Raw genomic sequence first — 20345 nt, forward strand, 5'->3', positions numbered from 1 at the left:
GCCTGGCCTACCTGACGCCCGACGAGTTCAAGCAGCGGTATTGTTCAACTGAAGCAATCGAGGCCGTTCTCCAAGATTAAAACGGTCCGAAGAACTCAGGCAGGTCATCGGGATTGCATTAGCGCCGCTTATAGTTGGAACCGGGCGCCAGGCGCCCCGCAAATGTGTCTTCGTCGATAGCGTTAACCCGTAGGCTGTCGCCGGGCGCGGCCCCGTTGGCGTCGCTGCGGCAGACGCGCCGGGATGCTGGCCATTCACGCCCGAACCGTGTTACCAAGCGATTGATGCCAGGCGTCAACGGGGCCTGGAACAGCACACGCATTCTCGTGCCGCCTGCATGCTGGCCAGAACAACCTGCCGTTCTCGGGCAGCACGCACATCAAGGTCATGGTAGCGTCCCCATCGAGAGCACGCGTCAGGTCGAGCCTCGCGACCTGCACGCCCTGTCCTCGCCCGCATGAAGGGCGGCACGTCCGCAATCCCACGCAATCAACGACACAAGGAGACGAATCCATGCCAGCAATCGACCGGCGCTATTTCCTGAAGGCAGGTGCGGCGAGCGCGCTTGCCTCGGCGACCGCGGGAACAGGCGCGCTCGCACAGGGCAACGATGCCGCATCGAGCGCCTCCGCGCCCTCGTCCACCGCCAAAGCCAACGCACAACCGCCTAAAGTCACGCGCATCCTCGCCGAGTTCATTCATCGCACGGCCTATCAGGACTTGCCCGCGAACGTGCGCCGTGAAGGCGTGCGTACGCTGATGAACTGGGTCGGCGTCGCGGTCGGCGGATCGCACGACGAAACGGTAGACCGCGCGGTGGCGGCGCTAACGCCGTTCTCGGGTCCGCCGCAAGCCAACCTGCTCGGCCGCACCGAGCGCTTCGATATCATGAACGCGGCGTTCATCAACGGCGTGAGCAGCCATATCTTCGATTTCGACGACACGCATCTGAAGACCATCATCCATCCGGCCGGTCCGGTGGTGTCCGCGATTCTCGCGTACGCGCAATATCGGCCGGTGACGGGCAAGGATTTCCTCAACGCGCTGGTGCTCGGCGTCGAGACGGAATTGCGGATGGGCAATGCGGTGTACCCGAATCATTACGATGTCGGCTGGCACATCACAGGAACATGCGGCGTCTTCGGGTCTGCTGCTGCAATGTCGAAACTGATGGGCCTGAGCGTGCAGCAGACGGTCTGGGCGCTCCGGCTGGCGGCGTCGCAGCCGGTCGGCCTGCGCGAGTCGTTCGGCTCGATGAACAAGAGTTTCAACCCGGGCCGCGCGGCCGCCAACGGCATGTTCGCGGCGATCCTCGCAGGCAAGGACTACACGAGCTCGGACGGCATGATCGAGGCGAAGCGCGGATGGGCCAACACCATCAGCACGAAGCAGGATTACCGCGAGATCACCGACGGTCTCGGCACGCACTGGGAATCGACGCTCAACACGTATAAGCCGTTCGCATGCGGCATCGTGATTCACCCCGCGCTCGATGCAGCCATCCAGCTTCGCAACGAAAACCACCTGACTCCCGATCAGATCGAGCGAATCGATTTGCGCGTGCATCCGCTCGTCATCGAACTCACGGGAAAGAAGACGCCGAATATCGGGCTCGAAGGAAAGTTCAGCATCTATCACGCGGTGGCGATCGCCATCATCGACGGCGCCGCCGGCGAGAAGCAGTTCAGCGATGCGAAGGTCCGCGACCCGCAAACCGTTGCTCTGCGCGAGAAGGTGAATGCCATCGTCGATCCGGCCATCAAACCGGAGCAGGTCGACATGACCATCACGCTGAAGGACGGCCGCAAGCTGCACAAGTTCATTCAGCACGCGATCGGCAGCACCGAAGTGCCGATGACCGATGAGCAGCTCGAGAAGAAGTTCTCGGATCTCGCGGACGGCATTTTGTCCGCCGATCAAACGCGCGCGTTGATCGACAAGTGCTGGCACGTCGAGCAGCTCGACAGCGCGGCCGATATCGCGTTGGCGGCGGTTCATCGGTAAGTCATGGCGGGGCCAGCGGCGAAGACGCATGCGCCGATCGACTACACTCGCCTGAAGATGTCTTCGTCCGCCAACGCCGAGCCAACCGCGAGTCCGCCCGTGAACAGTCATCGACGCCGCACCCTGCACATGGCCGCTTGCGCCGGCTTCTATGCCCTATGGCGCGGCGCTCGCGCGGCCGGCATGTCTTCCGATATGCCGACGCCCGAAGAAATGGACGCCATCCAGCGCGGCGGCTTGTACAGCGCGCTTCGAGACCCCGCCGCGACGCAGCTTCCGCCCGACGTCTACGCGCAGCGCTTCACTTACTCTCCGGCTCCGGTCGCCTCCGACCAGGGCCACTGGACGAGCGCGCCGCCACTTCCGTTGCCGCGCAGCGAGATGGCCTGGGCGACGAGCGAAGGCGATCGCATGCACGTGATCGGCGGCTACGGCGCGGGCAGAGTCGCGCGCCCCTACCATCAAGTGTCCGACGCGGCACGCAATCAATGGCGCGAAGCTGCACCCCTTCCGCGCGGCGCGAATCATGTCGGAGTCGCGGCTTTGGGTGGCGTCGTTTATGCGTTCGGCGGCTTCGTCGAACAGAACCGCATCGCCGTGCCGGACTGCTATGCCTATGTCGTCGCCGACGATCGCTGGCAGGGTATCCGTCCGCTGTCGCGCGGCTCGCGCGGCGCGATTTCCGTCGTTGCGCACGATGGCCTCTTGCACGCGATCGGCGGTCGCGACACGCGCTCGGTCGACTGGCACGAAGTCTACGATCCCAAGAGCGACAACTGGACGACGCTCGCGCCCGTGCCCGGCCCGCGAGACCATTCGGCGGCCGTGTCGCTCGCCGGGCGCATTCACGTCGCCGGCGGACGCATGGATACTTTCGATTTCAACACCGGCATGCACGTCGCCTATGACGTGAAGACGGACGCGTGGCAAGAGTGCGCGCCGATGCCGACGCCTCGCTCGGGCCACGGCGGCGTGGCATGGCGCGGCAAGCTCTTTTGCATGGGCGGCGAAGGCACGCGGCGCGTATTTGGCCAGAACGAAGCCTACGATCCCGCGTCGGACGCATGGCAAGCCTATGCGCAGATGATGACGCCCAGGCACGGCATGGGCGCGGCAATCGTCGGCGACGCCATCCACGTGGCGGGAGGCGGGCCCATGAACGGCGGGCGGTTTCAGACTTCGGTTCACGAGGTCTTCACGATGTGACGTAAGAAAGCCGACGCCGGCTCGTGTCGCATGTTCTGATGGCCTGTGGCAAGTGCGTCCCTTGCGTATTCCACTGTGGCTTCACTTGGTTCGCGGTCGCATCAAGAGTCGGAGAAGCACAGGTAAGAGCAGCAGTACGAGCGGCAATTGAACGACGAGTCCCGAGATGATCGCGATCGCCAGCGGCTGCTGCATGGCCGAGCCTTGTCCGAGCGCGAAAGCCAGCGGCAGAAGCGCAAGGATGGCGGCAATGGTGGTCATCGCGATGGGCCGCAAGCGGTTGCGGCCGGCTTCGATCAGCGCGCGGTCGAACGCCATGCCATCGTCGCGCACCAGGTCCTGTAGCTCGGACACGTAAAAGATCGCGACCTCCGTCACGATGCCGATGATCATCGTCATGCCCATCATCGCCGAGATGTTCAGTTCGATGTGCGTCATCCACAGCCCCACGAATACCGCGCCCGCCGCAAGCAACGGCATGGCCATGACCGCCAGGGCGACGCGAAAACGTTCGTATAGAAAGAGCAGCAAGCCAAATACGAGCGCCACGGCTGCGCCGAACACCGTCATCAAGCCTTTGAACGCTATCTGCTGTTGCTGATACAGACCGCCAAGCTCGTAATAGACGCTCGACGGCAAAAGGTCCGGTTCTCCAAGCGCCTTCTGTACGTCGGCGACGGTCGAACCCAAGTCCCTCCCGTCGATGCGCGCGGTCACCGCCACCATGCGCTTGAGATTGTCGCGGCTGATCTCGGGCTGCCCCGTGACCTTGACCATGCTCGCCACGCGGCCCACCGGAAACAAATGGCCGTCCGGCGCGCGAACCAGCAACTGGCCCAGTTGTGTGTCCGTAAGCGTCAATGCATTCGCGATGTGAACGCGCACGCCCACCGTTTTCGGCCCACTCTCGAACTGCGTGGCGACACTGCCCTGCAGCATGTCCGAGACCGCCTGCGCAACCGACTGCACGTCCATGCCTTCGGCGGCCACTGCGTCGGGACGAATGCGTAGCTCGAGCGCATCGCCAGCCGGATTGATGCCGTCGGTTACATCGACAACGCCGGGTATCTTGCCAATTCGCGCCGCGACCTTGCGTGCGGTGGCATCCAGGGTATCCTGGTCGTCGGAGTAGATCTTGATCTGCACGGGTTGCGGGACGGCCGTCAGATCGCCGATGAGATCTTCCATCAGTTGAGCCAGTTCGATGCTCACACCGGGCACCTGGCTGTCGATGCGCGAGCGTATCTCCTCCATGACGGTTTCGATCGGCTCACGATTGCCCGACTTCAGCCGGACGAAGAAGTCCCCCTTGTTGGGCTCGTTCAGATCGCCTCCGAGACCGGCTCCCGTGCGGCGCGAATAGGTCAAGACGTTCGGATTCGACTGCAGGATCGCTTCGATCTGCTGCATCAACCGGTTCGTCTCCCCGACCGAAGTGCCCGGCGCCGTGTGGTAATCGAGCACGAAACCGCCTTCGTCCATGGTCGGCATGAAGCCGCTGCCAACCTGCGTGAACGCAAAGCCCGCAGCCGCTATCAGCGGTACGACACCCACCAGAACCAGCAAGGGCTTCGCGGTGACGCGTGCGACCAGGACCGCATAACGCCGGTTCATCCACGAGGCGAGGCGCGATTCCTTGTGCTCTTCCGCATCCTTCGCCTTGAGCCATCGGTCGCAAAGAATCGGGACCGCGAGCCACGTCACGAGAAAGGAGATGAATAGCGCGCTCGCCATCGTCACCGACAGCGCCTTGAAGAAGGCGCCGGTAACGCCCGAGAGAAATGCGAGGGGCACGAAAATGATCAGGGTTGCAGCGGACGAGCCCGCGAGCGGACGCGTGAACTCCAGCGCCGCAGCCATCACACGGCCATGAAATGCGCGCGCGCCGCCTTCGCGCATGCGTCGCACGACATGCTCGATCATCACGATTGCATCGTCGATGACGAGACCCACGGCCGCGGCCATGCCACCCAGCGTCATGATGTTGAAGCCCATGCCGAAGACATCGAGCAACAAGATGGTGGACGCCATGACCACCGGCACCAGTGCAACGGCGATGGCCGTGATCTTCCAGTTGCGCAAGAACACGAACAGCGTGATGGCGGCCAGCACCACGCCGATCATGATGGCATCGCGCACGCTGGTGGCCGACGCGATTACCAGTTCGCTCTGGTCGTACCAGTTCGCGAGATGCACGCCGGAAGGCATCTTGTGTTCGAAGTCCGCGAGCTTTGCGTGGATGGCCCGCGCCATCGCGACGCTGTTCGCACCCGGCTGCTGATAGATGTTGACGAGCACCGCGTCCTTGCCATCGGCGGTCACGCGCATCCACTGCGGCACGATGCCTTGCCGCACGTTGGCGACATCGCCGAGCGAGACCTGCGTGCCGCCATTCGACGCAACGACAACGCGTTTGAGTTCGTCGATGCGCGTGATCGTCGTGTTCGCGATGACGAGATACAGCTTGTAGTGGTCTTCGATCCGGCCGGTCGCCATGAGCACGTTGCTCGCGCCTATCGCCTTCGATACGTCCGCCAGCGACAGCTTGTATGCCGCAAGACGCGCGGGATCGATCGCGACTTCGAACTCGTCCTGAGCCCCGCCCATGACATCGACGCGCGCCACGCCTTCAACCGAAGACAGCAAAGGCCGAAGCTGAAATTGCGCGAGGTCGCGCAGTGCGGATTGCGTCTGTCGTTGCGACGTGAGGCTGTAGGCGAGCACCGGAAACACGGTCGGGTCCATCCGGCGCACTTGCATGGATGTGCCCGGCGGCAAGGTACCGAGTATCTCGCTGATGGCCGACTGCGCCTGCAATGTCGCCTGCGCCATGTCCGTGCCCCAGTCGAAGTTGATCGAGATCTCCGCCGAGCCCCGGCTCGTTCTCGATTCGACATCGCGTACGTTGGGCACGCGGCGCAAGGCTTCTTCGACGGGCATCGTCACGAGCGTGGTCATCTGCCCGGCAGGCCGGTCGCCGGCATCGAGGGAAACGACGGCTCTCGGGAACGCGACGTTGGGAAAAAGCGAAATCGGCATGCGAAAAGCGGTAAGCCCGCCCGCGAGGGCCAGAAGCGCGATGACGAACAGCAACGAGCGGGAATGGCGTTGCATCCACTGACCGAAGTTCATTGCGCCGGTCCCTGCTTTGCATTCGGCCCGCTGTCGCGTGGTGCTGCGCCGCCGTCGATCCGAACGGGTGCCCCATCATGCAACTCATAGTTGCCGACGACGACGAGCTTGCGCGTTGCATCCAGCGGCCCCTCTACGCCGTAACGGCCATCATCTTCGACAACGATCCTCACGTTCGCTCGGTGCGCCTTGCCGTCGCTTCCCGTTTGAAACACGTAGTCCCCTTGCGCATCGTGTAGCACTGCGCTGCGCGGCACGATCCAGTGAACGCCCGCCTGCGTATCGATATCCGCCTTTACGCGCGTGCCGGGAATAAAGGCGCTTGGCCCGGTCGGAACGTTCGCACCGACACTGACCAACTGAGTCTGAGGATCGACGGCTGCGCCCACCATCACCACGCGTCCCGCGATATGCGCGCTCTGCAAGGCAGTCGACAGTCCGCTGACGGTGACGCTATCGCCCCGGTGAATGGACGCGATATCGGAGGATTCAACGCCCAATGTCACGTTCGGCTGCGCGTCGCCGCCGCGCGTTCCCGCCGACAGTTGAAGGATCGCAGCGCCGGCCTGCACTTGATCGCCTTGGCCGGCAGATACCTGTGTCACCACGCCGTCATGCGGCGCGACGACCGTCGTTCGTCCATTGCCAACGCCGAGCTGATTCTGCGCAGCAAGCGCCTCTCTTGCGTCGAGCGCGGCCTTTCGCGCAGTGGCGAGTTGCGATCGCGTCGCAAGCGACTTATCGAAGAGCGATTGCGTGCGCGCGAGCTCGTCGTTTGCAAGCTGCGCCGCGCTCCTCGCTTGCGCTGCGGCCACGACGGCGGCCGGATCCGCCTGCACGACGAAGAGCGGCGCGCCCCGCACGACGCTTTGCCCCGCCTGTACCCGCATCTGTACGATGCGCGCGATGTAAGGAAGGTCGATCGTCGTCACGTTCGACGCGGAAACCGCCACCACGCCATATGCGTGGACGGGCCGCGATATCGGGCCACGCGTCAGTGCGACGGTTTGCACCGCGGTCACGGGCACTGGCGCCTCGTCCGCCTGCGCGGGCGAACCCATGAGGGCGATGACGACTGCGACAGGCGCAGCAGTAAGGCTACCTATGAGCCTGATGCGGTTATTTCGCATTGATTTCGGTGAATTGCTGATCGGAGGAGTAGGCGTCGGGAATCGCGCTGCCCAGCAGCGCCTGCAAACCGACGCGCTGTTCCGCGAGCGACTCCCGCAAGGTAGCGGCATCGATGCGTTTGATCAGAGCCGCGCTCTGTGCATCGACGTAGGCGGGCAGCGCAAGGTTGTGTTCGGCGTACGCAGCGGCCGCGTCCTTCGCAGCGCGATCGACTTCTGGCAGCGCGGACTCCGTCGCGCGCAACTGCGAAGCGAGGATGACCGTATCGGCACGCAGCTGCGCAACGTCTGCGTATGCGGTGTTGAGCCGGTCCTCGTACTCGTCGTGCAGACGCTGGCGGGTGGCCCGCTCGATCGCGACGTTGCCCTGATTGCGGTTAAAGATCGGCAGACTGAGGTTGATCTGGAAGCCGCTCGTGTAGATCGGAGTCGTGTCCCGGGCGCGCACGAAGCCGACCGAGAGGCTCGGGAACTGGCCCAGTATCGCTGCACGGTATTTTTGTTCCTGTGCCTCGTAGCCCGCCTGAAGGGCAAGCAGATCCGGACGGCGTGTCGGCAGTGCCTGCAACGCTGCTTCTATCGTGTTCGCGGGCATTGGCGCGATTGCATCGCTGGCGGTGAGTTTCAACTCCACATCGGGCGCAACACCGAGGAGCGCGTTCAGGTCGTGATGCGTTTGGACGGCTGCGCGCTGCATATCGGTGAATTGCCGGTTCGCGTCCGTGTAAGCGGTGAGCGCCGCAGTGAGCGCGTCCGAGGAAAGATTGCCTTCTCGTTGCGCCTGAGCTATACGCTCATAGCGCATGCGCGTGAGGTCGCGCTGCTGCTGCAAGAGCGGCAACGTGTCTGTCTGGAAACGCGATTTGACGAAGAGTTGCTTCGCCTGTGCAATGACCTGCCATTCCTGCCAGAGCAGACCGAGGTCTGTCTTCGCGACGGTGGCATCCGCCGATTGCTTGTTCGCGCTGCGCGTGACGATGGCCATCACGTCGATGCTCAACGCATAGCTGAACGCGGGCACCGCACCGAAGGCGCCGGGAAAGTCGCGCGCGAGGCCGAGTTGCGGGTCCGGAAGAAGCCCCGCCGAATAAGCCTGTGCGCATGCGATATGCAGATCGTCGCGTGCGAGCTTGAGCGCAGGATTGTTCGCGACCGCCAGCATGGCCACTTCTTCGATGTCGAAGCCGTCCGACGGATCGAAGCGGTGCGCGGCAAGCTCGGGCAATGGCATGCGCGATGAATCGATCCGAACGCGTTGCAACTCACTCGACGACGTTCGGCTCGCGTACGGCGCGAGCGGCTCGCGGTGGTATGAGGCGCAGCCCGACAGCGCCAGCAAGCAAGCGGCTGTCGATAAGGCGAGACTTGATCGACTGAACCGCGAGTGGATGAAAGGAATGGCAGAACAAAGAGGCAAGTCTTTCTCCCCGCTTCGGCTGGTCCGGAGCAGCAGCATTGAAAAACGCTCACGAATTGTCGATAACGATCGCTTAAGCGAGACTTAACTGTCACCTAAACGATGCGGAGCGGGACGGACAGGAGGCTGAATTGCTCGTGCCGTGGATGTGCGACGTGCGGAACGGGTCGTTATCGCCGCTTGGGAAGTGATCGAAAGAAACGCAGGGCGCGTTCATTGCCCGACCGCTCGACCCTGCCCTGCGCCTGATCGATCACCTCGACTCATTCGGAGCCATGACCGTCTTCGACACCACCATAGCCCGAGTTGGTCGGCGAGGCGGTGTTGTGCGTGTCATGTCGCGCAGCAAACGTTGCCCGGTTGCGCGCGACCGTCCGTGCGTTGGGCGGGTACTGGACACCGTTCGATGGCAGCAAACCCTGAGCCTGCGCCTGCGCCAGTTGATGCACTACTTCCGCGCGAGTCACTTCACTGGTTTGTGCGGATGCCTGAGCGGCCACTGCGAGGGCCATCGTCGCGAGCATGAGAGATACGATCTTTTTCACGAGATTCACCTGTGATTGATGGTTGGTTCCTGCAAGGCAGACGTCGATCAGGACGCTTCAATGCGCGCTATGCACTCGCGCCGGCAAGGTACCGCCCGCCTGCTCGCCGGCTTGCGCGCCGCCGTAGCCAAGCTCGTGCTCTTTCATTGCAGCCACCTTTGCTTGCGCGGACATGAGTGCTTGCGGATGGTCCGGAAGGGCTCTGCGGGTTTGCACCTTTGCCTTTCACCGTCGCGCGCATGGCAACGACGTTGGAATGATTGTGCGATTCACAGGCTGAGGCGAAGCTGACCGCCGGATTACGATTTCGAAATCAAACCGCATGACGAACCGCGCGCACCGATGCTCAAGGTGCGTCGTCGAGCCGGGGAAAAGAGAGGATGAACCGCGTGCTGCGCGCATCGCTTTCCGCGTGCGCCAAGCCCTGATGCAACTCCATGATGCTGCGCACGATGGCGAGTCCCAACCCCGCGGAGCCTGCCGAACGGCCCGAGACCACGCGCGAAGGATCGACGCGATAGAAACGGTCGAAGATGCGTTCGAGCAACGACGCATCGATGCGGGAGCCTTTATTCTCAACGCAGACGCGGACGAAGGCCGCATCGGCATAGACGGACAGTGTGATGACACCATCGCGGGGGGTATGTCGCACGGCATTTGCCAGCAGGTTGCTGACCGCGCGCCTGAAGAGCTCGATGTCCGCCCGCACGCGCCCCTGTCCCGTCACCACGATGCGCACGCCGGCATCGTCGGCCAAACCCTCGAAATATTCGGCGATTCGCTGCAGTTGTTCACTCGCGTCGAAGACACGCATGTTCTTCGCGAACTGGGGATGCCCGGCACGCGCCAGAAACAACACGTTCTCGATCATGCGCGAAAGGCGATCGCATTCTTCGAGATTGGAGGCCAGCAAGGCTTGATATTCGTCGGGCGAGCGCGCCCGCGCCAACGCGACTTCCGTGGCGCCACGCATGTTGGCAAGCGGCGTTCTCATGTCATGCGCGAGGTCCGCCGTGTATTGCGATAGCCGCTGGAAACTGTCCTCCAGCCCGGCAAGCATCGCGTTGAACGCTGCGATGAGCGGTTCCAACTCCGTCGGCACGCGGTCCATGGCTATCCGCGTATTGAGATTCGCGGACGTGACCGTGGCCGCACTGTCCGCTATCTCCGAAAGAGGCCGAAGCGCGCGCCGGACGAGAAAGAAGCCGATGCCGAATGCGAGCAGGACGCCGACCACGCCCGCGAGGTGCAGTCTGTCGCGATAGCGATCCAGCAATAGCCACCGATCTCGCATGTCGCGCGTGATGACGATCGTCGCAATGGTCCCGTTCTTCAGACGAGCTTCAGCTTCGAGAACACGCACCGGTTGATTGTCCACGGTGCTTCCGGCGACGATCGCGTGGTCGCTTATCTGCTCCGTGCTGGGAACCGCGTGCCCAGTCAGCGTCGGCGATAATGCCGATGCATTCAGATTGTGTTGCACGAGCACCGACCCCGAAGCGTCGGCAATCTTCAGCGAAAGCGCCTCGTTGCCCAAGACCTGATTCTCGAGACGCTCGTCGTGACGACGAACGTCCGCATAGTCCGAGAGTTCTTCGGTAAGGCGCCGCGTGTGACGTGCAGCAAGCACGATGTCGAGATCGTCCTGTACGCGGACTTGTCTTTCCAGCGCCAGATACACGAAGCTGCCAACGATACCGAACACCGCAAGCGTGGTGGCCGCGAAAGCCAAGGCGAGAGTAGTGGTGAGTGATCGGGTGCGGATCATTCCTTATCCGGCGGATCGAGTACATAACCCACACCGCGCACCGTCTGGATGAGTTTCACCGGGAACTCGTCGTCGATCTTCGCGCGCAAGCGCCGAATCGCCACCTCGACGACATTCGTGTCGCTGTCGAAATTCATGTCCCACACATACGAGGCGATCTGCGTGCGGCTCAATACTTCCCCTTGCCGGCGCGCCAGCAATTGAAGCAAGGCGAACTCGCGCGGCGTCAAATCGATGCGCTTGCCCGCCCGCCTGACCTTGCGGCGTGTCACGTCGATTTCCAGGTCGGCGACCGCGATCCAATCCGTTTCTCTCACCGCGCCACGTCTGGCCAGCGAGCGCACACGCGCAAGCAGTTCGACGAATGCGAACGGCTTGACGAGATAATCATCGCCGCCCAGCTCGAAGCCGCGCACGCGGTCGTCGACGTCATCGCGCGCGGTAAGGAAGAGCACCGGCGTCGACTTGGACTCGCGAAGATTTCTGATGACGGTCCAACCGTCCATCGTCGGCAACATGACGTCGAGAACGATGACGTCATAGTGTTCTGCGGTGGCTAGGATCAGCCCTTCTGCTCCGTCAGCGACGACATCGACCGAATAGCCGGCCTCCTCGAGGCCCTTTTTGATGTACACACCGGCCTTCTGTTCGTCCTCGATGATCAATAACCGCATACCGCGCCTCAAGCGAATCGTCAGCACCTCTTTTCCGATTCTACGCAGGTTTCGTAAGGCACATGATTACGGTTTCGACATCTAACGGGCCGCAGTGAGCAGCGAGGCGTGCGGCAGTCAGAAGGTGTCTTCGCTGATGCATCGCGGTGTAGAGCGAGTTGATTGCAGGCGAGGAGACTCGATCCCGTGATGCACCGCGTTCCCGGTGAGCGGCATTCATGCATCCTGTTGCCGCCGAATGGCCACTGAACTCACTTCCGCTTTCCCCCTTATTGCGCGCGGACACTCAAGCCGCCCGAAAACGGTGCATCGTGGCCTGTTGCAGTGCGTGGAGACGTGCGCTGAATGCGGCAACCGCCCGCAAAACGCGCTTCGGCTCGAACCCACGCTGCTGGCACGCTTCCCGCTTTAACCGTTGCGCAAGGAGCCGGCGCGTCATCCGGTTCACCAAACAATCTGAAATGGACGGCTAGGGTTCCGGTCTGCTCGCAGATGCTGGTCCGAGAGCTGTCGACCTCGCACGAGGTTACACGGCGGGACAAAAGCCCGGGAGAGAACGCGATGTTTGCGCTGCTCCCTGCCGTCGCCAACCGTCTCCTCCGAGGTCAACCTCATGCGCAAGCTCGTCCGCTGTCTTGGCATCGCCGCCGTTTCCCTCGTCACGTTCGCTTCGAGCGCCGCGTTCGCCGCCCCTCGCAACGACTTCAAGGTGTGCTGGACCATCTATGCGGGCTGGATGCCCTGGGGTCAGGCAAAGACCCAGGGCATCGTGTCGAAATGGGCCAAGAAGTACGGCATCAACGTCGATGTCGTTCAGTTGAACGACTACGTCGAGTCCATCAATCAATACACGGCCGGCAAGTTCGACGGCTGCGCCATGACCAACATGGACGCGCTCACCATTCCGGCGGCGGGCGGCGTCGATTCGACCGCGCTCATCGTGAGCGACTACTCCAACGGCAACGACGGCGTGCTCATGAAGGGCAAGGGCAAGCAGATCGCCGATCTGAAGGGCCAGCAGGTCAACCTCGTGCAGTTCTCCGTGTCGCACTATCTGCTCGCACGCGCGCTGGACAGCGCCCACATGAGCGAGCGCGATCTCAAGGTCGTCAATACATCCGATGCCGATATTTCCGGCGCATTCGCGACGCCTGCCGTTCACAACGCGGTGACGTGGAACCCGATGCTCGCCGACCTCAAGGCACAGCCTAACGTCACCGAAGTCTTCGATTCCAGCAAGATTCCCGGCGAAATCATGGACATGATGGTCGTGAACACGAAGACGCTTCAGGAAAACCCGGCGCTCGGCAAGGCGTTGACCGGCGCCTGGTTCGAGATGGTCGCGCTGATGCACGGCAACTCCGCTGAGACCACGAGCGCGCTCACCGCAATGGCAAAGTCCTCCGGCACCGATCTCGCCAACTTCAAAGGCCAGTTGTCCACCACTGCCCTCTTCTATACGCCGAAATCCGCGCTGGATTTCGTGACGAGCCCCGACCTGCCGAAGATCATGACGCGCGTCGCGAAGTTCTCGTTCGATCACGGCCTGCTCGGTCAGGACGCGAAGAGCGCGGACGCGGTGGGCATGGCGTTCGACAAGGGCGTCGTCATCGGCAACAAGAGCAACGTCAAGCTGCGCTTCGATCCGACTTACGTCGAGATGGCGGCCGCGGGCAAGCTCTGATCATCTTCGAGTCCTCAACGAGGCGGTCACCATGCGACTCATCAATCGACATCCGAGCCGGACGGGCAGCCTGATGCTGCTGCTGTTGCCGTTCGTCGTGCTATTTGCGGTCTATTTCACCGGATCGTCGATGCGGCTTTCGGTCAATCCCGACGACAAGCTGTTGCCGAGCGCGACGCAAATGAGCGATGCCGTGAAATCGGTCGCCTTCACCGAGGACAAGCGCACGGGCGAGTATCTGCTGTGGGCCGACACGCTGTCGAGCTTGCGGCGCCTGTGCATCGGCCTCGTGGTGAGCGCGGCGATCGCGCTGGTCGTCGCTATCGCGACGGGTGCGTTCCCACTCGTCAGCGCGACGCTCTCCCCGTTCATCACGGTCATTTCGATGGTGCCGCCGCTTGCCGTGCTGCCGATCCTTTTCATCGTGTTCGGGCTGGACGAGTTGTCGAAGGTGGTGCTGATCGTGGTCGGCATCACGCCGATGATCATTCGCGACCTGCACGCGCGCACGGGCGAGATTCCCGCCGAGTTGTGGGTCAAGGCGCAGACGCTCGGCGCGAGCAGCTGGACGCTGATTCTGCGGCTCGTGCTGCCGCAACTGCTGCCGCGCTTGCTGGTGGCGCTGCGTCTTTCGCTCGGCGCCGCGTGGCTCTTTCTGATCGCGGCGGAAGCGATCGCGTCCACCGATGGCCTCGGCTACCGCATCTTTCTCGTGCGCCGCTATCTGTCGATGGATCTGATCCTGCCGTATGTCGCATGGATCACGCTGCTTGCGTGGCTCACCGACGAGCTGCTTCGACGCATCACGCAGTGGTGCTTCCCGTGGTACGGCGGAGGCGCGCGATGATCGAAGTTCGCAACGTATGGAAGGAATACGGCGATCAGGTCGTGCTCGAACGCCTGAATCTCACCATCAGGGAAGGCGAATTCTGCTCGATGGTGGGCGCCTCGGGCTGCGGGAAATCGACGTTTCTGCGGCTCCTGCTCGGTCAGGAGCGCGTGACGCGCGGCGAGATTCTGCTGGACGGCAAGCCGCTGCCGGGCGAACCGGACGCGCATCGCGGCGTGGTGTTTCAACGCTATTCCGTGTTCGATCACCTTGACGCGCTGCATAACGTGATGCTCGGTCTGGAACTGCCGCGCGCGAAGTTTACGGGCCGGCTGTTCGGCGCGCAGCGCCGCGCCGCGCGAGACGAAGCGGCCGCGATGCTCGAACGCGTGGGCCTCGGCGCTGCGCTCGACAAGTATCCGCAGCAGCTTTCCGGCGGCATGCAGCAACGGCTCGCCATCGCGCAGGCGTTGATGATGAAGCCGCGCGTGCTGTTGCTCGACGAGCCGTTCGGCGCGCTCGATCCGGGCATTCGCAAGGACATGCACGCGCTGTTGTCGGAGCTATGGCGCGAATCGAAGCTCACCATCTTCATGGTCACGCATGACCTGAAAGAAGGCTTCACGCTCGGCAGCCGCGTGCTAGTGTTCGACAAGGTACGCGTGGACCCGCAAGCGCCGGGCGCGTACGGCGCGCGCATCACCTACAACATTCCGCTCGATCGCACCCGCGACTCCGCCTCGGCCGTTCATATCGCGCAGGCGGCGGTGCAAGGTGCTTCGGACAACGAACTGGTTTCACTGGAGGGAATCCGTCCATGACATTGCTGCTCGAAGAAACCGTCCCCGGTGGCGGGCATACATCGCTCATCGTGAAACGCGGACAGTCGCTGCGCGTCACCGACCTGCGCGGCGGCGCGAACGTCAGCGTGATGATGGTCAACGCGACGGAGAAGAGCGAACGGCTCAACCTGCCCGATTCGCTGAAGTGCCAGCACACCGCGAAACTCACGGCGGGGCATTGCCTCTACTCGGACATGGGCCGCGTGCTGGCCGCGATCGTCGCCGATACATGCGGCTGGCACGACAGCATCGGCGGCGTATCGAACGCGCAGGAAGTCGCCGAGCGATACGGCGCGGGCCGGTATCAGGAATTGCGCAACGCGTTCTATCGAAACGGCACGGACAACCTGCTCGTCGAGATGGGCAAGTGGGGCCTCGGCATCGCCGATCTGATGATGACGCTCAATCTCTTCAGCCGCGTGGATGTCACCGATGACGGCGCGCTGCGCTTCGTTCCCGGCAACTCGAAGCCCGGCGACTACGTGGAACTGTACGCGCCGATGAACACGCTCGTCGTCCTCACGGCCATTCAGCATCCGCTCGACCCGAACCCCGAGTACTCACCGAAGCCGGTCAAGCTCGAACTCCGCACCGCGCAGCCCGACGTCGCCGAACTCTGCCGCACCGCCTGCGAAGAGAACGTACGCGGCTTTATCAACACCGAACGCTTCTTTCTGTGAGCACGGACCCACTCATGACCAGCACGCTTACCGTCAGCGACAAACATCGCGAAAGCGCGGTGTATCGCGAAACGCTCGCCGCAGGCGAGCCCTGGCTGCACGAGGTGAAGGCCGGGCAGACGCTGCGCATCGTCGATCTGGAAGGCAATCAGGCCGTCGATACGCTCTTCTACAGTCTCGCCGATCCGCGCGAACGGTTCGATCCGCAACGCACGCTGCGCCGCCAGCAGAGCCTCTACCTTACGTCCGGCTCCGTGCTCTACTCGAACCTCGGCAATCCGATGCTGACCATCGTCGCCGATACGTGCGGCCGTCACGACACGCTCGGCGGCGCGTGCGCGCAGGAAAGCAACACGGTGCGTTATGCGCTCGAAAAACGCTACATGCATAGCTGCCGCGACAACTTCCTGCGTGCATGCGCGCACGACGGGCGGCTTTCGAAGCGGGACATCGGCGCGAACGTCAACTTCTTCATGAACGTGCCGGTGACGTCGCAAGGCGGTCTCACGTTCGAAGACGGCATTTCCGCGCCGGGCAAGTACGTGGAACTGCGCGCGGAAATGGACGTGATCGTGCTCATTTCCAACTGCCCGCAATTGAACAACCCGTGCAATGCCTATAACCCGACGCCCGCGGAGTTGCTGATATGGAACTGAAGCGCATCCGTAGCTTCATCTATCACATCATGCTCGTTCGCTCGGGACGATGCTTCGCGCGCACGCGCGAGGAACTGACACAAGCGCATCGCTGAACGCGTGTCGGCCGTGGACGACCACGGCTCACCAATCTCACGGCGGGACGGCCCGCCTCCAAACCAAGACTGCTTCCATGTTCGAGAAGATCCTCATTGCCAATCGTGGCGCGATTGCGTGCCGCATCCTCCGAACGTTGCGCGAACTGAATGTCACTGGCGTCGCCGTCTATGCGGAAGCCGACCGCGCGAGCCGTCACGTCAGCGAAGCCTCCGTTGCGCATGCGCTCGGCGATGGCCCGGCCGCTGCAACGTACCTCGACACGGCGAAGATTCTCGACATCGCGCGTCGCGAGGGCGTGCAGGCGATTCATCCGGGCTACGGCTTCCTGTCGGAGAACGCGGCGTTCGGCGAAGCATGCGAAGCGGCGGGCATCGCGTTTATCGGACCGACGCCCGCGCAGTTGCGCGCCTTCGGTCTCAAGCATACGGCGCGCGAGATCGCCGCGAGCCAGGGCGTGCCGATGCTCAAGGGCACGGGACTGCTCGAAGACGTAGCGGCGGCGCTCGACGCGGCGCAGACCGTCGGATACCCGGTCATGCTGAAAAGCACGGCGGGCGGCGGCGGCATCGGCATGCGCGTGTGCTGGAATGCCGGCGAACTCGCCACGCATTTCGATGCGGTCAAGCGGCTCGGCGAGAACAACTTCAGCGATGCGGGCGTGTTCCTGGAGAAGTACATCGAGCGCGCGCGGCATCTGGAAGTGCAGGTGTTCGGCGACGGCCACGGCGACGCCATCGCGCTCGGCGTGCGCGACTGCTCGGTGCAGCGGCGCAATCAGAAAGTGCTCGAGGAAACGCCCGCGCCGTGCCTGCCCGAAGGCACATCCGACGCACTCTGCGACGCCGCCGTGAAGCTCGCGAAAGCGGTCGATTACCGGTCGGCGGGCACGGTCGAGTTCGTGTACGACAGCGCGGCTCGGCAGTTCTATTTTCTCGAAGTCAATACTCGCCTTCAGGTCGAACACGGCGTGACCGAACAGGTCTGGAACGTCGATCTGGTGCGCTGGATGATCGAACTCGCGGCCGGAACGCTCGCGCCGCTCGAGGAGCTTGCCGCGAGCCTCACGCCGCGCGGCCACGCGATCCAGGCCCGCCTCTACGCCGAAGACCCAGGGCGCGATTTCAAGCCGAGTCCGGGGCTGCTCACCGATGTGGCGTTCCCGCCCGCCGATGGCCGCGCGCTGCGCGTCGATACTTGGATCGAAGCGGGCTGCGAGGTGCCGCCCTACTTCGACCCGATGCTCGCGAAAATCATCGCGTGGTCGCCAACGCGCGACGAAGCCCGCCGCGCGCTCGACGCGGCGCTCGACGAGACGCGCATCTACGGCGTCGAAACGAACCGCGACTATCTGCGCCAGATCGTGCAGGACACGCCGTTCGCATCGGGCGAGCCGTGGACGCGATGCCTCGAGGCGCTCGCCTACTGCGCCACCACCGTGGAAGTCGTGAGCGGCGGCACGCAGACCACCGTGCAGGATCATCCGGGAAGGCTCGGCTATTGGGCGGTCGGCATTCCGCCCTCGGGACCGATGGACGACCTCGCGATGCGGCTCGGCAACCGCCTGCTCGGCAATGCGGCCGACGCCGCCGCGCTCGAAATCACGATGAGCGGCCCGACGCTGCGCTTCAACACGGACGCTGTCGTCGCCATCACGGGCGCGCGAATTCCCGTGCATCTGAACGATGTGGAACAGCCGCTGAACACGAGCATCCACGTGCCCGCCGGCGCGACGCTTGCGCTCGGCACGATACGCGGCGCGGGTGCGCGCGCCTACCTGTGCGTGCGCGGCGGCCTCGACGTCGCTTCTTATCTCGGCAGCCGCAGCACGTTCACGCTCGGCCAGTTCGGCGGACACGGCGGCCGCGCGCTGCGCGCGGGCGACGTGCTGCATCTTTATCCGCTCGCTGAAACGCAGGCGGGCGCGACGCTCGGCAACGTCCCGAAGCTGGAAGGCGTTCGGACGATTCGCGTCATCTACGGACCGCACGGCGCGCCGGAGTACTTCACGGCGTCGTATATCGAGCGGTTCTTCGATACCGAGTGGGAAATTCACTTCAACTCCAGCCGCACCGGCGTGCGTCTCATCGGGCCGAAGCCGGAATGGGCGCGCGAGGATGGCGGCGAAGCGGGGCTGCATCCGTCGAATATTCACGACAACCCGTATGCGGTCGGCGCGATCGACTTCACCGGCGACATGCCGGTGATTCTCGGTCCGGACGGTCCGAGCCTCGGCGGCTTCGTGTGTCCGGTGACGATCATCGAGGCCGACCTGTGGCACATCGGCCAGTTGAAGGCGGGCGACAAGGTGCGCTTCGTGCCGGTCGGGATTGACGAAGCGCGGGAGGCCGCGCGGCAACGCCGCCGCGAAATCCAAACGATGAGCGTCGCGCAAGGGGCGCTAGCCGAGCGAAACGCGCCGCTGACATCGCCCATCGTCCTCGACATGGGCGCGGATGATGAAAGGCTCGTTGCGCGCCTATCCGGCGACACGCACCTGCTGCTGGAAATAGGGGCAGCGGAGCTCGATCTCGTCTCGCGCTTTCGCGGTCATGCGCTGATGCAGGCGCTCGAAGCCAAGACGCTCGTTGGCGCGATCGACCTCACGCCGGGCATCCGCTCGTTACAGATTCACTACCGGCCCGACGATCTGCCGCTCGCGCGCCTGCTGGATATCGTCGGAAAGGCGTGGCAGCAGGTGCTGCTGCAACGCGATCTGCGCGTGCCGTCGCGCGTGGTTCATCTGCCGCTTTCGTGGGACGATCCGGCGTGCCGGCTCGCCATCGACAAGTACATGACCACCGTGCGCAAGGATGCGCCGTGGTGCCCGAGCAATCTGGAGTTCATCCGCCGTATCAACGATCTGGACTCCATCGATGCCGTGAAGCGCATCGTCTTCGACGCCAGCTATCTGGTGATGGGCCTAGGCGACGTGTATCTCGGCGCGCCCGTCGCGACGCCGCTCGATCCGCGCCACCGGCTCGTCACGACGAAGTACAACCCGGCGCGCACATGGACGGCGGAGAACTCGGTCGGCATCGGCGGCGCGTATCTGTGCGTGTACGGCATGGAAGGGCCGGGGGGATATCAGTTCGTCGGCCGCACGTTGCAGATGTGGAACCGCTATCGCAAGGTCGCGGATTTCGCGGGGCAGCACTTCCTGCTGCGCTTCTTCGATCAGATTCGCTTCTACGAAGTCCCGGCGGACGATTTGCTTCGCATCCGCGCGGATTTCCCGCTCGGCCGTTATCCGTTGCGCATCGAGGAAGCGGAGTTGTCTCTGTCGGACTATCAGGCGTTTCTCGCGAAGGAATCCACGAGCATCGACGCGTTCCGCTCGCAGCAGCAAGCGGCGTTTCAGGCGGAGCGGGAACGCTGGCGCGAAGCGGGCGCATCCGACGAGGCGCTCGACGCGCCGGTCGTCGAAGAAGCCGCGTTCGCCGCGCTCCAAGACGGCGAAGTCGCGGTCGACAGCGAGATAGCCGGCAGCCTCTGGCAAGTGAAAGTCTCGACCGGCGACGAGGTGTCAGCGGGCGACGTGCTGCTCGTCATCGAGTCGATGAAGATGGAGATCGCCGTTTGCGCGCCGTGCGCGGGCACCGTCGGCCCGATCCACGTCGCGCCGGGGTCGCCGGTGCGCGCCGGGCAGCGCGTCGCCGTCATTCAACGCCACTGAACACGG

At 63.6% G+C, this 20345-nt stretch carries 14 protein-coding genes and 1 riboswitch; of the genes, 8 read left to right on the forward strand and 6 right to left on the reverse strand.

Annotated features, from left to right (window positions below; translation table 11 throughout):
• Positions 1–513: 513 nt before the first annotated feature.
• A complete protein-coding gene (locus GV035_RS05970) occupies positions 514–2004 on the forward strand; it encodes an MmgE/PrpD family protein (RefSeq protein ID WP_159834070.1) in 1491 nt (496 codons plus the stop codon).
• A gap of 183 nt (positions 2005–2187) precedes the next feature.
• Complete coding sequence (locus GV035_RS05975; protein ID WP_201303916.1) at positions 2188–3210, forward strand: Kelch repeat-containing protein; 1023 nt, start codon at positions 2188–2190, stop codon at positions 3208–3210.
• Positions 3211–3291: 81 nt separating this feature from the next.
• On the opposite strand, the gene GV035_RS05980 is transcribed toward GV035_RS05975, so the two are convergent.
• The 6 genes from GV035_RS05980 to GV035_RS06005 all read right to left on the reverse strand — a co-directional run bounded on the left by GV035_RS05980 (position 3292) and on the right by GV035_RS06005 (position 11876).
• Positions 3292–6342 (reverse strand): efflux RND transporter permease subunit, encoded by a 3051-nt coding sequence (locus GV035_RS05980; protein ID WP_159834071.1) that lies wholly within the window; start codon positions 6340–6342, stop codon positions 3292–3294.
• Positions 6339–7364, reverse strand: coding sequence for an efflux RND transporter periplasmic adaptor subunit (locus GV035_RS05985; protein ID WP_236572453.1), 1026 nt, complete (start codon positions 7362–7364; stop codon positions 6339–6341). Before GV035_RS05985 ends, GV035_RS05980 begins: the two co-directional genes overlap by 4 nt.
• 97 nt (positions 7365–7461) lie before the next feature.
• On the reverse strand, positions 7462–8703 hold the full coding sequence (locus tag GV035_RS05990; protein WP_236572454.1) for a TolC family protein: 1242 nt from the start codon (positions 8701–8703) through the stop codon (positions 7462–7464).
• A gap of 449 nt (positions 8704–9152) precedes the next feature.
• A complete protein-coding gene (locus tag GV035_RS05995) occupies positions 9153–9434 on the reverse strand; it encodes a DUF4148 domain-containing protein (RefSeq protein WP_236572455.1) in 282 nt (93 codons plus the stop codon).
• 346 nt (positions 9435–9780) lie between these two features.
• The gene (locus GV035_RS06000; RefSeq protein WP_159834987.1) at positions 9781–11199 is read right to left on the reverse strand and encodes a heavy metal sensor histidine kinase; all 1419 of its coding nucleotides are present in this window, start codon (positions 11197–11199) and stop codon (positions 9781–9783) included.
• Positions 11199–11876: a heavy metal response regulator transcription factor gene (locus GV035_RS06005; RefSeq protein ID WP_159834988.1), complete on the reverse strand. Its 678-nt coding sequence runs from the start codon at positions 11874–11876 to the stop codon at positions 11199–11201. Before GV035_RS06005 ends, GV035_RS06000 begins: the two co-directional genes overlap by 1 nt.
• A gap of 458 nt (positions 11877–12334) precedes the next feature.
• A riboswitch (guanidine-I (ykkC/yxkD leader) is annotated at positions 12335–12431 on the forward strand.
• Between the two features lie 58 nt (positions 12432–12489).
• Between GV035_RS06005 and GV035_RS06010 the strand changes: the two genes are divergently transcribed.
• From GV035_RS06010 to uca, 6 genes are all read left to right on the forward strand, one after another.
• The gene (locus tag GV035_RS06010; RefSeq protein ID WP_159834074.1) at positions 12490–13560 is read left to right on the forward strand and encodes a putative urea ABC transporter substrate-binding protein; all 1071 of its coding nucleotides are present in this window, start codon (positions 12490–12492) and stop codon (positions 13558–13560) included.
• Positions 13561–13591: 31 nt separating this feature from the next.
• Positions 13592–14407, forward strand: a complete 816-nt coding sequence (locus GV035_RS06015; protein ID WP_159834075.1) for an ABC transporter permease — start codon at positions 13592–13594, stop codon at positions 14405–14407.
• Positions 14404–15210 (forward strand): ABC transporter ATP-binding protein, encoded by an 807-nt coding sequence (locus GV035_RS06020; protein ID WP_159834076.1) that lies wholly within the window; start codon positions 14404–14406, stop codon positions 15208–15210. Before GV035_RS06015 ends, GV035_RS06020 begins: the two co-directional genes overlap by 4 nt.
• Complete coding sequence (locus GV035_RS06025) at positions 15207–15911, forward strand: urea amidolyase associated protein UAAP1 (protein ID WP_159834077.1); 705 nt, start codon at positions 15207–15209, stop codon at positions 15909–15911. Before GV035_RS06020 ends, GV035_RS06025 begins: the two co-directional genes overlap by 4 nt.
• A gap of 14 nt (positions 15912–15925) precedes the next feature.
• Complete coding sequence (locus GV035_RS06030; protein ID WP_159834078.1) at positions 15926–16567, forward strand: urea amidolyase associated protein UAAP2; 642 nt, start codon at positions 15926–15928, stop codon at positions 16565–16567.
• A 172-nt stretch (positions 16568–16739) separates the two neighbouring features.
• A complete protein-coding gene (gene uca / locus GV035_RS06035; protein WP_159834079.1) occupies positions 16740–20339 on the forward strand; it encodes an urea carboxylase in 3600 nt (1199 codons plus the stop codon).
• Positions 20340–20345: the final 6 nt, after the last annotated feature.

The organism is Burkholderia sp. 8Y (assembly GCF_902506145.1).
GTDB lineage: Bacteria > Pseudomonadota > Gammaproteobacteria > Burkholderiales > Burkholderiaceae > Caballeronia.

Coding starts and splice junctions, on each gene's coding strand:
- GV035_RS06030 (WP_159834078.1), top strand. CDS start 15,926: ATGACCAGCACGCTTACCGTCAGCGACAAACATCGCGAAAGCGCGGTG.
- uca (WP_159834079.1), top strand. CDS start 16,740: ATGTTCGAGAAGATCCTCATTGCCAATCGTGGCGCGATTGCGTGCCGC.
- GV035_RS05975 (WP_201303916.1), top strand. CDS start 2,188: ATGTCTTCCGATATGCCGACGCCCGAAGAAATGGACGCCATCCAGCGC.
- GV035_RS06025 (WP_159834077.1), top strand. CDS start 15,207: ATGACATTGCTGCTCGAAGAAACCGTCCCCGGTGGCGGGCATACATCG.
- GV035_RS06010 (WP_159834074.1), top strand. CDS start 12,490: ATGCGCAAGCTCGTCCGCTGTCTTGGCATCGCCGCCGTTTCCCTCGTC.
- GV035_RS05990 (WP_236572454.1), bottom strand. CDS start 8,703: ATGCCATTGCCCGAGCTTGCCGCGCACCGCTTCGATCCGTCGGACGGC.
- GV035_RS06005 (WP_159834988.1), bottom strand. CDS start 11,876: ATGCGGTTATTGATCATCGAGGACGAACAGAAGGCCGGTGTGTACATC.
- GV035_RS05970 (WP_159834070.1), top strand. CDS start 514: ATGCCAGCAATCGACCGGCGCTATTTCCTGAAGGCAGGTGCGGCGAGC.
- GV035_RS06020 (WP_159834076.1), top strand. CDS start 14,404: ATGATCGAAGTTCGCAACGTATGGAAGGAATACGGCGATCAGGTCGTG.
- GV035_RS06015 (WP_159834075.1), top strand. CDS start 13,592: ATGCGACTCATCAATCGACATCCGAGCCGGACGGGCAGCCTGATGCTG.
- GV035_RS05980 (WP_159834071.1), bottom strand. CDS start 6,342: ATGAACTTCGGTCAGTGGATGCAACGCCATTCCCGCTCGTTGCTGTTC.